The sequence below is a fragment of the Ulvibacter sp. 2210JD10-4 genome (assembly GCF_058148525.1).
On sequence record NZ_JBYVJZ010000002.1, the window covers coordinates 284,691 to 297,711 of the forward strand.

At 34.1% G+C, this 13,021-nt stretch carries 12 protein-coding genes; 5 read left to right on the top strand and 7 right to left on the bottom strand.

Going from position 1 to position 13,021, the window contains the following annotated elements; all coding sequences use genetic code 11:
* The first annotated feature begins 163 nt into the window (after positions 1-163).
* On the top strand, positions 164-868 hold the full coding sequence (locus ACY2RT_RS06930; protein WP_490155170.1) for an SOS response-associated peptidase family protein: 705 nt from the start codon (positions 164-166) through the stop codon (positions 866-868).
* Between the two features lie 52 nt (positions 869-920).
* On the opposite strand, the gene ACY2RT_RS06935 is transcribed toward ACY2RT_RS06930, so the two are convergent.
* Together ACY2RT_RS06935 and ACY2RT_RS06940 are read right to left on the bottom strand one after the other, a co-directional pair.
* Entirely contained in the window at positions 921-1,934 is a 1,014-nt protein-coding gene (locus ACY2RT_RS06935) for a helix-turn-helix domain-containing protein (protein ID WP_490155171.1), read from the bottom strand.
* Between the two features lie 160 nt (positions 1,935-2,094).
* Positions 2,095-3,141 (bottom strand): helix-turn-helix domain-containing protein, encoded by a 1,047-nt coding sequence (locus ACY2RT_RS06940; RefSeq protein WP_490155172.1) that lies wholly within the window; start codon positions 3,139-3,141, stop codon positions 2,095-2,097.
* A gap of 193 nt (positions 3,142-3,334) precedes the next feature.
* On the opposite strand from ACY2RT_RS06940, the gene ACY2RT_RS06945 reads away from it, so the two are divergent.
* Together ACY2RT_RS06945 and cls are read left to right on the top strand one after the other, a co-directional pair.
* On the top strand, positions 3,335-3,499 hold the full coding sequence (locus tag ACY2RT_RS06945; protein WP_490155173.1) for a DUF1328 domain-containing protein: 165 nt from the start codon (positions 3,335-3,337) through the stop codon (positions 3,497-3,499).
* A 334-nt stretch (positions 3,500-3,833) separates the two neighbouring features.
* Complete coding sequence (cls, locus tag ACY2RT_RS06950) at positions 3,834-5,255, top strand: cardiolipin synthase (protein WP_490155174.1); 1,422 nt, start codon at positions 3,834-3,836, stop codon at positions 5,253-5,255.
* Positions 5,256-5,285: 30 nt separating this feature from the next.
* On the opposite strand, the gene ACY2RT_RS06955 is transcribed toward cls, so the two are convergent.
* Positions 5,286-6,197 carry a helix-turn-helix domain-containing protein gene (locus ACY2RT_RS06955; protein ID WP_490155175.1) on the bottom strand — a complete coding sequence of 304 codons (912 nt, stop codon included), beginning with the start codon at positions 6,195-6,197 and terminating at the stop codon, positions 5,286-5,288.
* Positions 6,198-6,467: 270 nt separating this feature from the next.
* Between ACY2RT_RS06955 and ACY2RT_RS06960 the strand changes: the two genes are divergently transcribed.
* Both ACY2RT_RS06960 and ACY2RT_RS06965 read left to right on the top strand, forming a co-directional pair.
* Positions 6,468-9,074 carry a T9SS type A sorting domain-containing protein gene (locus tag ACY2RT_RS06960; RefSeq protein ID WP_490155176.1) on the top strand — a complete coding sequence of 869 codons (2,607 nt, stop codon included), beginning with the start codon at positions 6,468-6,470 and terminating at the stop codon, positions 9,072-9,074.
* A 2-nt stretch (positions 9,075-9,076) separates the two neighbouring features.
* On the top strand, positions 9,077-10,297 hold the full coding sequence (locus ACY2RT_RS06965) for a T9SS type A sorting domain-containing protein (protein WP_490155177.1): 1,221 nt from the start codon (positions 9,077-9,079) through the stop codon (positions 10,295-10,297).
* Between the two features lie 115 nt (positions 10,298-10,412).
* On the opposite strand, the gene ACY2RT_RS06970 is transcribed toward ACY2RT_RS06965, so the two are convergent.
* From ACY2RT_RS06970 to ACY2RT_RS06985, 4 genes are all read right to left on the bottom strand, one after another.
* Complete coding sequence (locus ACY2RT_RS06970; protein WP_490155178.1) at positions 10,413-10,640, bottom strand: hypothetical protein; 228 nt, start codon at positions 10,638-10,640, stop codon at positions 10,413-10,415.
* Between the two features lie 77 nt (positions 10,641-10,717).
* The gene (gene aqpZ, locus ACY2RT_RS06975) at positions 10,718-11,464 is read right to left on the bottom strand and encodes an aquaporin Z (protein WP_490155400.1); all 747 of its coding nucleotides are present in this window, start codon (positions 11,462-11,464) and stop codon (positions 10,718-10,720) included.
* A gap of 57 nt (positions 11,465-11,521) precedes the next feature.
* Positions 11,522-12,010 carry a hypothetical protein gene (locus ACY2RT_RS06980; RefSeq protein ID WP_490155179.1) on the bottom strand — a complete coding sequence of 163 codons (489 nt, stop codon included), beginning with the start codon at positions 12,008-12,010 and terminating at the stop codon, positions 11,522-11,524.
* Between the two features lie 109 nt (positions 12,011-12,119).
* Positions 12,120-12,905, bottom strand: a complete 786-nt coding sequence (locus tag ACY2RT_RS06985; protein WP_490155180.1) for a LytR/AlgR family response regulator transcription factor — start codon at positions 12,903-12,905, stop codon at positions 12,120-12,122.
* Positions 12,906-13,021 lie beyond the last annotated feature (116 nt).

Genomic DNA, 13,021 nt, shown 5'->3' on the forward strand with positions numbered 1-13,021 from the left:
AACACTATACAAACAATCTGTGCCTTAAAAGGGATAATGTTCAATAAAAGAGAGTTTTAACATTTTTTTGAGGTTATATGGGATAATATTTTTGGGTTTGAGGTTAACCTCAGTAGATAATTTGATGTTACTTGCAAGAAATTGATAATGAGTAGGATTGATTATGAGTAAGAAGATATCAAATAATGCAACTAGAGAGGAGATTGAACATGAATTTGAGCGGACCTATTTGTTTCCAAAATTGTATTCGCCCAGTATTGTTATAGATGGAGTAGAAGAATCTACTTTGTCTGTTATTACCATGGAACAACCTACAAAAATATCATTTGCCATATGGGGAATGTTGCCTGTAGATTTTGAAGATGAATGGAACAATTTTCAAAACGTACTAGATACCTTGAGTATTCAAAAGGAACAGGTCAAATCTTTGGAAATCTTTAATAAAGCTTACACCCATAATCGTTGCCTTATTATTGTTACTGGTTATTTTATTTACCATTTGTTTCAAGGAGTGTTGTATCCATATTACGTGTATGAAGCAAAAGGCAAACCATTTTGTCTGGCAGGGGTTTACAATACCTTAGAAGATGGTTTTATAACGTGCTCGATTTTAAAAATGGAGGCTTCGGGCATGATTGGGGATATTCAAAATATCGAAAACACTATGCCCATTGCCTTAAATGCGTCTGTGTATGAAGAATGGCTTGATCCATCAACCAATATTCAGAGGATCAATGAAGTATTATTGGATTCGGATTCTGTGAGACTAAAGGCCCATTCTATTGCTAAAGAATTCTTTAAGAATGGTATTTTTTACGAAAGTATGTTGCAACCGGTCTCCTATAAAAATATCCCAAAATTCGATTAGTAATTCAGATAGTAATTCAACCAGACCAGAAATACTTGAAAAATAGGCTAATCTATCGTACTTTTTTTCGATACTCCACGGGTAAAAGACCGTAGCGTTCAAAAAATATCTTTGAAAAATAACTTCTGCTTTTAAGGCCTATTTTATAGACAATTTCTGAGATCGAATCATCTGTGTTTTTTATATAATCCCGAGACAATTCTAACTTCAAATGCCGAATATACTCATTGACCGATTTTGAATATAATACCTTAAACCCAATCTGCAATTTTCTAGCTGAAAGTCCTGAAGCGTTGGTTAATACTGAAATAGTCATGGGCTCGGAAATGTTATCGATAATGAAAGCCGAAAGGTCGTGTATCTTCTTGATATCGGTTTTACTTATCGATTCGGATACAGTCTCTCCTTCCGTGTATTTGCCATGCTCCAAAATCTGTTGAGCCATAATAAGGTTGAGTTGGCCTTCTATGGATAGAGTTCGCACAATACCACGATCATAATTTTTTTGTAATTGTTTGATGTGATCTGCAATCTTTAAGCTAAAATTTCCGAAGTGGTTATAGGTATCCACTACTTCTTTATTTTGAAAGACGCTCAATAAATTCTCGTCTAATGAAGGCAGGTTGTTGTTCCTCTTTTTATTATACTCATTGCGCATCACGTAAATGAAATTTACTTTTACGGTTACTTTCTTCGGAAAAATATAGACCTCTTTAGCTTGTTTTTTGGAAGATATGATGATATTTTGGTAGCGCTCAAAAGTGTAGGGTTGTTGCTCAATGGAATTTCTATACTCTATACTTCCCTCAGATATGAATATAAACTTTATAGGTTTAGCCTTTGAAAGGCCAAAAGCTATTTTAGTGTCTTCGGTAAAATTGACGGTATAATCTATTAAGGAAACACCCCAATCAAACGAAATACTTCGAATGGAACCTTTCCCACAGGCCCCGTCGAACTCCAATACAGATTCTCCCCATTGTTCTGTGATCTCTCCCTGAAATTCTTCTTTGAGTTGTTCTAAGATTTGCCTTCCATCAATACTACTTATAAGTATTTCTCGCATGTTCTTTCTGTCCTTGCTTCTTTTTGCAAAGAACCTGGAAAAAATGGCTTTAGCTTAACAGTATTGAAACATTTACTAGCACTATTGAGTAGTTTTAAAAAGCTTTGAGAGTGAAATTCTATAAAAGAATGGTCTTAAAATGTGTAAATGAATAGCTTTTCTAAGCCGACTTAGAAGTGTCTTTTACTTTTCTGGTCTGATCCAAATAACTCTTAGGGGTAAGGCCATATCTGGCTTTAAAAAGTTTTGTGAAGTAACTTCTTGAGTTAATACCCACTTTGTAAGTAATTTGCGTGATATTAAGCTCTGTAGTTTCCAGTAAATGCTTTGCCGTATCTACTCGGTGGTTTCTTAGATATTCATTCACAGAAACGCCATAGAGTATCTGGAACCCATTTTGTAAGGTGTTTTGATTCAAGCCTACTCTGTTGGCCAAAGCAGTTACATTTATAAGTGTATCCAATTCTTCTTTAATAATATCAGCTGCTTGTTCTATGCTCTCAATAGTCGTTTGTCTGAGGATTTTTCGCTTATCTGGTTCGTTGAGGTCATCCAGATACTGTTTTAATTGATGGACAAATATTTCATAGGCTTTTCCTTCCAGATAGACCTGTCGCATGAAGTCCTCTTCCAAATCGCATTCGGTAAATTCTTCAATAAACTTTGCTATCTCAAGGCTAAAATTACTTTTGTACAGAAATTGATTAATACCGTTAACATCTCGAAACAATTCAATAAGCTCATCATTCATTTCAGGAAGGAAGGTCTCAATCTTTTGTTCGAAAAGTTTGCGATTAATTTCCAGGCTAAAAAAACATACCGGTGTTTTCGCCGGAATTTTAAAAATGTGATTACTCTTTGCAGTACTTGCTACAATAATATTCTCCAGTCTTTTTACAGTTATAAAATCTTCTTCTTTTGTGAATGCATGTTCAAAACCGGACTGCCTGTTAAAAATAATCTTTAAGGGATGTAGCACACCTTTTTCATACTTAAAATAAAGCGGTTTTTTAAGATAGTAATCTGTTTCTATGACTCCGAAGCCTGAATCAAATTCAATAGCCTTGACGTGCCCTGATCCAAAAGATTTAGGGATCTTGACACAATACTCATGATGGTTTTGTTCGTAAGTAGTTCCTAGTTCTTCAGCAATACTTATAACAACATCAGAGACCGTATTGTCATGTATATTTAATTTCTTGCTCACAAATTGATTAGCTATTAGATGTAAAGATACCTTATTAATCCAGATAAATGTAATTTAACTGCCTAGTTTTAGTAAAGGAGTTCATATTCTTATTGATTCGGTTAATGAATGGAGTTGTCTTCGGTTATCTTAGAGTTGTAAGAATTTAATTATCAAATACTTTCATTAAAATTAATTATAAAACCACTTTAATATGTTACGTTGGACCCTTATCTTTATCGTTTTTGCCTTTATTGCTGGTGTATATGGATTTACCGGAATTGCGACAGAATCTGCAGAAATTGCTAAAATCCTTTTCATACTATTTTTGATACTTTTTATAGTGTCTTTGCTAGTTGGTAAACGAGTTAAAACTTAAACCTGTAAAAAGCATAAGATATATTCTAATGACTCTATTTTGTAGTTTATTTTTTTAACGATTATAGGTTTCAGAGGAAAAACAACGAAGGAAAAAGCAACAGCATTGTAACTAAAGTATATAAAATTTTGGTTGGTGAAACGGGTATTCATAACTTCGGTTCAATACCCGTTTTTTTCAATTCTTAATTCAAGTTAATTAAAATGGATGATAGTTAAAATCTACCCTCACTAATTCAAATTGTAGTATTTTTCTCAAAAATAAATATCAATGGCGTATTTTGTTAGTCATATCTTGTTGTTAACAGAATTAAATACCTTCTCTGTCTAATCTTATGAATATTTTACTAAGTATATATGTCGTAGTAACCATGGTTGCTATATTTCATATCACATTATATGGATATAGGGCAGCCAAATCTTTAAGCTGGATACTTATATTGATAATATTGCCTTTTGTGGGAGTAATTTTGTATGCTGTTTTTGGATTGAACCGAAGGCGTTTTAAGTTTTATCGTTTAAAAGAAACTACCCGAAGGAGACTCTATGACCTTGAGGCTGGAAAAAAAAAGGTCGCAGAGGAGGAAGTGAATTTTAATTCACAAAAAATTGCGAAATTATCCAGGCTCATGGAACGTAGTTCTCTGTTTCCTGCTTATACCGGAAATGAAGTGTCTGTAATGCAGGACGGAAAGGAAACCTTTTCAGATATTTTTCAGGTAATTTCTCAAGCTAAAGACTTTATTCATCTTCAATACTACATTTTAGAAGAAGGTGAAATTCTAAACCAATTATATGAGATTTTCAGCAAGAAAATAAATGAAGGAGTTGAAGTACGTATTTTATACGATGCTATAGGGAGCTTTTCACTATCTTCAAAAGTAGTTAAGCGCTTTAAAGAGTTGGGAGTTGATCTCTATAAAACTATGCCGCTTCGTTATGGGAGCTTTCTTTTCACACTTAATTATCGCAATCACCGCAAAATTATTATAGTGGATGGTAAAATTGGTTTTACCGGAGGAATGAACGTATCAGATAAGTATATTAAATCTAAAGACTATCTGGGTGTTTTTGATGACACTCATGTCAAGATAGAAGGCCCAGCAGTTGATAGCCTGCACCGTATCTTTATTAAGGATTATTTTTTTGCAAGTAATAAAGAGTCCCTGTTAAAAACTAAATATCTTCCAAAAATTCAAGAACGTGGTACCACCATTGCCCAAATTGTTTCCAGCGGACCGGATTCAAACCATCCCTCCATCATGCAACAATATATTGCAATGATCAATTTGGCAGAGGAATCAATCTACATCTCCAACCCTTATTTTATTCCAAATGGCGCCATGCTGGAGGCATTGCGAATTGCTGCATTAGGTGGTGTAGTAATAAAGATATTAATACCCTTACGGTCAGATTCATGGTTGGCAAAGTATAGTATGCTGTCCTTTTTTGAGGAGTTACTGTTCTTAGGTGTTGAGATCTATGTTCAGCGAGAGAACTTTCTGCATAGCAAAGTGATTGTTTTGGATAGTGAAATTGCATCGGTAGGTTCGGGGAATTTTGATCATAGAAGTTTTGAACATAATTTTGAAACTAATGCTGTCATATATAATAAAAAAATTGCACAAAGTATTTGCGAAGACTTTCTAAATGATTGTGCCAGCAGTGAAAAAATGAGTTACGAACTCTTTAAGAACAGGCCTTTTCTACATAAATTATCCGAAGGGATTGCACGCTTTTTCAGTCCGCTTTTATAAATAAATGGAAAAATAAAAGAGAATGACACACTAAACATATAGGTTAATGTTTTTAATTCTAAACTCCATAGGTGTCATACCGGTATAAACCTTAAATCTTTTGCTATAAGAATAAATATCATTGAAACCTGAAATTGCTGCTATTTCGGTAATTGAAAGTCCGGTTTTTGTTAAGTAATATTTAGACTTTTCCACCTTCAAATTTAGGTAATAGCTATATGGAGTTATATTGTAGACTGCTTTAAAGGTTCTTATTAAGTGGAATTTTGAAAGGAAACATACATTTGATAACAAATCCAGATTAAATGTATTATCACTATTGTCTTCTATATATGTTCTGGCAAACATAGCTCTTTTAAAAAGCTCACGTCGGGTTGAATATCTAATGCTTTTAATGTTATTGATTTTCTGAGATACATTTAACTGAGACTTTACAAAAGCCAGACCCAGCTTATAATATATTTCTTCATTTACATTAAAGTTTTTATTACATACAGATTGTCTGTAAAAATAATTTAAATGATTTCCAAGTAGGTCGTTTGCAGGATAGATGGTTTCAAAAAAGTTGATGTTTTCATTTCTGACAGTATAGGGGTTGTCCAGTAAATGCGATTCATTAAGGTTTAAATTATCTACGATATTATTTATCACATATTTGTCCAAAAAGATAGATAATGCCTTTGCATTTGCTCCTTGATTTTCTACTGTCTGATCATTATTGACAATTAAATATTGATTTTGCTTAACCTTAAAAGGAATTTTGCCAAGCTTATACTTTTCAAAACCATTGATCACATACTTTATTGAAAAACTTGAAGTATAAGTAAGGTCAAAATCATTGTTCACATTTGAAAAATAGATTTCATTGGAAAACTTTTCGGGGAAAAGGTCCTTGGTTTTTGGTTCGCTAAAACGGATTATTTCATCTTTAAAGCCTAACATAAATTCTATAGTAAAACCACATGATTTGAAGAAAAAATCAAATAAAACCTTACACTTCTTAAAAAGCAATTTTTGACAAAAAAGAGTCAAATGCTTTATTTACGTTTAAAGTTATATATACTTCAATAAACGAATATGCACTTAATTGATAAGAATAACGGAAACCCTTATCGGGATTTTCGGAATAGTTAAATAAAAACGTCAAATTACTTATCAAAAAAATAGCATTCATCAATCGATTTGAAGTAATCAACAGTAAAAACATGCTATATGAAAACAAGAAAAATACTATTAGTTTCAGCTTCTTTTGTATTTCTATTTCTTTTTGGGGTCTTAATTGAAAAAGAAGTTCCAATACATATTGAAAACTCAGGGCCGGAAACTATCAAAACCTCCGGCGCAGGAAATAGCCTGGATATGTGGTCTTTTGAAAGGACCTATCCTTTTGAGAATATTCCTGTATCAAAATTTCTGGACGCTTTTGAACAAAATAAGCGAAATACGGCTCAGCGTTCAAATTTAATTCCCGGAGAGTGGGAAAGCTTAGGCCCTAAAAATATTGGTGGCCGGACACTCTGCCTGGCATTTCACCCTGCCGATGAAGATATTATATATGCAGGTTCAGCCAGCGGAGGACTTTGGAAAACAACTACTCAAGGCATAGGCGAGGATGCCTGGGAATATATACCAACCGGATTTCCGTTATTGGGAGTTGCAGCTATTGCTATAGATGAAAATGATCCAAATACTATACTGATTGGCACTGGAGAAGTCTATGGAACAGGTTTAGCTGAACCTGGAACTATAGTCAGGCATGTAAGGGGGACGTATGGTATAGGGATATTGAAAACAACAGATGGCGGCAGTACATGGTCTCAGGTACTCCCTTTTGATATGAACAGTATTAAGGGAATTCAGGATATTGCAATCGATGTCCAAAATTCTTCTAAAGTCTTTGCAGCTGCTACAGATGGAGTTTATCGAAGTCTGGATGGAGGAGATAACTGGTCTTTAGTATTTAATCAACCCAATTGTTTTGACATTGAGATCGATCCTAATAATGGAGATATTGTTTATGTTACTCAGGGCGCTTTTAATGATGCCCTGGATCCAAACCAAAGCGGAATATTTAAATCGGTAGATGGAGGGGCTTCGTTTACCGAGCTTACCGATCCGGGTCTATTAGCTGCCTGGTCTGGAAATGCAAAGCTTGAAATTGATCCTACAAACTCAAATACACTTTATGCGTCCATTCAGGTAGGATGGTTTAATACAGGTACAACTACTCCGGCTGGTATTTATAAATCTACCAATGCAGGAGCAACCTGGTCTAATATCAATAATCAGAATATTGCCCAGTTTCAAGGATGGTATTCACACGATATAGCAGTAAATCCGCTAAATCCGAACGAAATAATGAATGTAGGAGTCTCTACATGGAAATCAATTGATGGTGGTGTCAATTTTATACAAAAGTCAGCTAATAGCTGGACAACAGGTGAAGTTTTGGTTACAGAGCCCGAAGGAGGGCCAACTTATGTACATTCAGATGTACATGCAGTTTATTATCATCCTATTAACAATAAGGTATTTTTGGCTTCAGACGGGGGTGTTTTTGTTTCTGATGATGGAGATGTGCCTTTTAAAACTCTTAACGGAGGCTTACAAACAAGTCAATTTTATGCCGATATGGGCAGTTCGTCCACAAATCCGGATTTTTGTATAGGTGGAATGCAGGATAATGCAACTTTTGTGTATAAGGGGAACCCATCCTGGTGGCGTGTATTGGGAGGTGATGGGATGTCAGCTTCAGTTCACCAAACTAATGATCAAATAGTCTTTGGTTCTTCTCAGGGGCTGAATCTTCGAAGGTCAATTAATGGAGGTAATAATTATATTACAATTGTACTTAATCTGGTGTCAGGAGATTATACAGCATTTTCGGCTCCTTATACCTTGGCTCCATCCAATCAGGATATTATGTATGCCGGAGGTACTTATTTGTATAAATCCACAGATGTAGGATTAAACTGGGCTCCCGTTGCAAATCAATCTGTAGACGGAGCTAATATTATTATTAAAATCAAGGTATCTTCCTCTAATCCGGATGTTGTATATGTTGCAACAGCAGGAGATCCTCGTGGCACATGGGGGAGCAATCCAAAATTATTGAAATCGGTCGATGGAGGCCTAAACTTTACAGTGCTTAACGGTTTACCCGATCGTATTTGTAAAGACATTGAAGTGGACCCCAATGATGATAATGTTTTATATGCTGTTTTTTCGGGATTTGGGTCAGATCATGTTTATAAATCTATTGATGCGGGTTCAAATTGGACCGCTATTGATGGGATATTGCCTGATGTACCAACAAATACCATTGCGATTGATCCCTTAAATTCGGATAATCTTTATGTAGGGAATGATCTAGGGGTCTACTTTTCTGAAAATGGAGGAAATTCCTGGGAGATTTTTAGTGATGCTTTGCCTGAAGCTACAATGATATACGATTTAAATGTTTCTCCTTCAAACAGGAAGCTCCGTATTGCCACACATGGTCACGGAATATGGCAAAGAGACTTTGTGAATGATCCATTAGGGGTAGATGAGTTTGTTTTAGATTCAGAGATAAAGATCTATCCTAATCCTTCTGCTGCGGTAGTAAATCTGGATGTGGATTCTGACAATACATATTCCTCTACGGTAATAGAATTGTATTCTGTTTTAGGGCAAAAAGTTGCTGATATTTATTCGGGAGGAATAAATAAGGGAATGAATAACTTTTCATTTGATGTTTCTAAGCTAAAAGCAGGGATGTATTTTGTTAAATTAAGAACAGAAGGTCATTCTGTTTCAAAACAATTAATTGTTAAATAGCTATGAAAAGATATGTAATGTTTTCGATCGTTTTACTTATTGCAAACAGTATTATATCACAAGTAAACGTAACAACGATAACTCCGGAAATTAAGGGTAGTGGAGGTTTGTCTTTAGACGACTCCGGGAATCTTTATATAGCAGATTTTGGAGATTTTCTTGACGTTGGAGATGGGGACGGCCTTCCAAATGTTATTTGGAAGCTGGATACCAGCCTGAATTTAGCTCAATATTCTACTAATTTTGTTGGTGCATCTGGGAATGATTTTGACAGTAATGGGGTTTTATTTCAATCTGATATTGGAGTAAGTTCCATTTACAAAATTATTGGAGGGATAAGAACATTTGTAACATCTACCGGGATATCTAATCCGGTAGGCTTGGTTTTTGATAGTAATGACAACCTTTTTGTATGCAATTGTGGAAATAATACTATAAGAAAAATAACTCCGTCGGGGACTTCTACTCAATTTGCTTCTGGGAGTTTGTTTTTCTGCCCAAATGGTATTACGGTCGATGAAGATGATAATCTCTACGTTTCAAATTTCTCTAACGGAAATATCATAAAAATTACTCCTTCCGGTGTTACTTCATTACTGAATGTTACTCCGGGCGGAACTATAAGCGGGCCAAGTAATGGTCACTTAGATTATGACCCGGGAACAAGGACACTTATCATTGCCAGTCATGCATCAAGTAAGATTTTTTATTTAAATATAGATAATCCCTCATTTTTAGGAACATTGGCAGGGACAGGTGTTCGCGGGAATACAGATGGAGATGTTTCAACTGCAACCTTTTCAAGGCCTAACGGTGTTGCTATTAGCGATGATGGGGATTCTGTTTATATCAACTCTTCCATTCCTGTTACAAATACTCCTAACAGGCCTTTAAATCCTTCAGTAGTGAGGTTGATAACCGGAATAGCAGCCGTTTTATCCACAGAACAATTTAGTACTCCTGTTTACAATATTAAGACCTATCCTAACCCTGTGAATAGTGCCTTTACAATCGAAGCAGATTTGGATACAGACTATTCCAATCTTACAATAAAGTTATATGATATTCAAGGAAAAGTAGTAAAAGAGCTAACAAAGGTTAGAACGAATAATTCTCATTTAAAAGTGTTAATTAAGGTTTCGAACCTCGTTTCCGGTACTTATTTTTATTCTATTAATAGAGGAAATGATCAGCTTTTATTTAGAAAAGTGGTAAAAAAATAAATTACAAGACAAGTAATTTCTTGATTACATAATTTAGATGTATAAGTCTAAGATTGGATAAAAGAATTGTTACTAGTCAGATAGACCTTTTAATGAATGATAAAGATCATATTGTTCAAAGGAGTTTTTTTATACGCAATAATTTTAATTGTTTAACCTTATTGTTTTCAAAAATGATGTATAGGTATTTTTGTCTGAAAAGACCTCCTTTTCTTTCTAAGCGATACATCCATATATCTGAATGAATATCGTTATACCCATGTCCCCACAAACAAAAGACCTCATGTTTAGTACTTCCTTTTATTTCTTCTATTTTGGGTATTCCCTTTAGATGATTAGGCATTCTCGTGGATCTATATTTAGATAAAAGGTTTGATTTTCCCATTAGGTTTTAAAAATTAGAACATACAATCATTGCGATTAATTATTATGTGAATTTTCTATTCGTGAAAGCTTCAGACCTTCAGATGAAAGATATTTATATATAATTCCTGCTAAAATTGCTCCTGCAATTGGAGCCAGCCAGAATAACCACAACTGTTCCAGTGCCCACCCTTGAACAAATAGAGCCTGACTTGTGCTTCGCGCCGGATTTACAGAAGTGTTTGTAACTGGAATACTAATTAAATGAATAAGAGTTAAACCCAACCCAATTGCTATACCTGCAAAATTCTTAGGTGCTTTTGAATGAGTAGCACCAAGAATGATTAACAAAAACATAAATGTCATTACTATTTCCGTAATTAAAGCAGCAGCAATACCATAATTATCCGGAGAGTGCTCGCCAAATCCATTTGCGGCAAAACCACCTATTTCGAAACCTAGTTTCTCGCTAAAAATTATATAGAGAACACTAGCACCAGTAATTGCACCTAATAGTTGTGATAGGATGTAAGGAAGAAGTTCTATCTTGTTAAAACGGCCTCCTACCCATAAGCCTATTGATACTGCCGGATTAAGGTGACAACCTGAAATATGGCCTATAGTATACACCATAGTAAGTACTGTAAGGCCAAATGCTAGCGAGACACCAACAAAACCAATTCCAAATTCGGGAAATGAGTTTGCTAAAACAGCACTTCCACATCCCCCAAGAACCAACCACATGGTACCAATACATTCTACTATCAATTTTTTCATTGTAGATATGTCTTTGAAATAATTTATTCAAATCCAAACCCCTTTGATTTTAAGGAGTTTTATTTTCTAAAGTTTTGTAATTACCTATAACCAATTATTTACAACTGTATAATCGGGGTTAATTTTAATGGTAACTTTATAAGTTGCACTTCCTGAATTCATTACGGTATTACCAGTCCCTGCTTGAGAGGTAAGAGTAGTTGGAGAAAGATTACCGGAGTAATAGGTTACAATATCAATACTACTTGTTGTTTGGGGATTCCAAAGGGCGCTCCAATCACATACAAGTGGAATTACCTCTTTAACCCAAAGAGGGTTAGTTACATATGCCCCATATGGATATACGAAACTATCTGATGTGTTGGAAGTTTGTCCATTGATAGTAAAATTTGCTTGCCATAAAGAATTTCCTTCACCTATTTTTGGAAAGAGAACTGAGGTATTTTCATCCAAAACAATCTTTTTGCCATGCCTGTGATTAATTCCACCAATATTAATGCCGTCCTTAGAACAAGAACTTAATAGGATATTGGTCAACAGTGCCATTAGTTTAAAAGAAAAATAATTTTTCATGAATTAAATTAATTGTTTTTTTTAATAATCATAGTAATAGTAAACCCTAATAGACTTTAAAAAAAATTGTTGGGACGAACTGGCCTATTTTTTTAGCGAGTGGGATGGTTTATTTTTTAACTATTTCCTTTAGTTCGCTGAACTTACTTCTGGATATTGGAATTGTATATTTTTTTTGTAAAACCAAAGTGCCGGTTCTCATAGTTCCTTTTATGAATTTAATATAATTGAGATTGACAATAAAACAACGATGACATCTATAAAAGGCAAATCCGTTTTTGTTCAGAAATTCATCTAATTCTTTAAATGTCTTTCTTACTCTATGTTCTTTTTCTTCAAAATTTTCATCAATATAAAAGACAGATGTATAGTTGCGATTGGATTGAAAAAAGAGAATTGAGTCTGCTTTTAATTTTATAATCTTACTATTTTTTGAATAAGATATGAATGTTAAAGAGGGATTATTCAGGGATACTTTATTATCTAAAGAGAGGTTGCGATAATACACCAGTAAATCGTTGAACTTTGCTGTTAAATAAATAAGAATACCAATGATTGTACTATAATAGATTGCTTTTAAGAAAAAACTTGTAGCGAAAAAGTTTAAAACCTCATAAGTTTTGGATAAAAAGAGAATGATAAAAGTCTCTATTATTGCATTTACAATAAAGGCAGATACATATATAATGAACTCCTGTAAGTAAGTTAATGTTATTGATCTTTTCCATAGCCAATTTTTTACTAAGAAAAGGTAGATTAAAATATAAAGAATTGCAGGAAGTATACTGTATATAAATGTTAGTAAAAACCTCCATGTTGGAGTAAATTCACTAATTCCAAACGGTTGAAAAATAAATAATATATAAAAGGGCCACAAAAAACAAGTTAATGCCATTTTAATTGGTTTCCCTAGTGAAAAGTTTACTGGAGCCGGATTGTTAATAAACTTATATTTTATCAAAATTGCAGGTTTTAATAAATTGACTTACTTATCCATACAAAACATACATT

Coding starts and splice junctions, on each gene's coding strand:
- ACY2RT_RS06965 (WP_490155177.1), top strand. CDS start 9,077: ATGAAAAGATATGTAATGTTTTCGATCGTTTTACTTATTGCAAACAGT.
- ACY2RT_RS06960 (WP_490155176.1), top strand. CDS start 6,468: ATGAAAACAAGAAAAATACTATTAGTTTCAGCTTCTTTTGTATTTCTA.
- ACY2RT_RS06930 (WP_490155170.1), top strand. CDS start 164: ATGAGTAAGAAGATATCAAATAATGCAACTAGAGAGGAGATTGAACAT.
- ACY2RT_RS06955 (WP_490155175.1), bottom strand. CDS start 6,197: ATGTTAGGCTTTAAAGATGAAATAATCCGTTTTAGCGAACCAAAAACC.
- ACY2RT_RS06935 (WP_490155171.1), bottom strand. CDS start 1,934: ATGCGAGAAATACTTATAAGTAGTATTGATGGAAGGCAAATCTTAGAA.
- ACY2RT_RS06945 (WP_490155173.1), top strand. CDS start 3,335: ATGTTACGTTGGACCCTTATCTTTATCGTTTTTGCCTTTATTGCTGGT.
- ACY2RT_RS06980 (WP_490155179.1), bottom strand. CDS start 12,010: ATGAAAAATTATTTTTCTTTTAAACTAATGGCACTGTTGACCAATATC.
- cls (WP_490155174.1), top strand. CDS start 3,834: ATGAATATTTTACTAAGTATATATGTCGTAGTAACCATGGTTGCTATA.
- ACY2RT_RS06985 (WP_490155180.1), bottom strand. CDS start 12,905: ATGGCATTAACTTGTTTTTTGTGGCCCTTTTATATATTATTTATTTTT.
- ACY2RT_RS06970 (WP_490155178.1), bottom strand. CDS start 10,640: ATGCCTAATCATCTAAAGGGAATACCCAAAATAGAAGAAATAAAAGGA.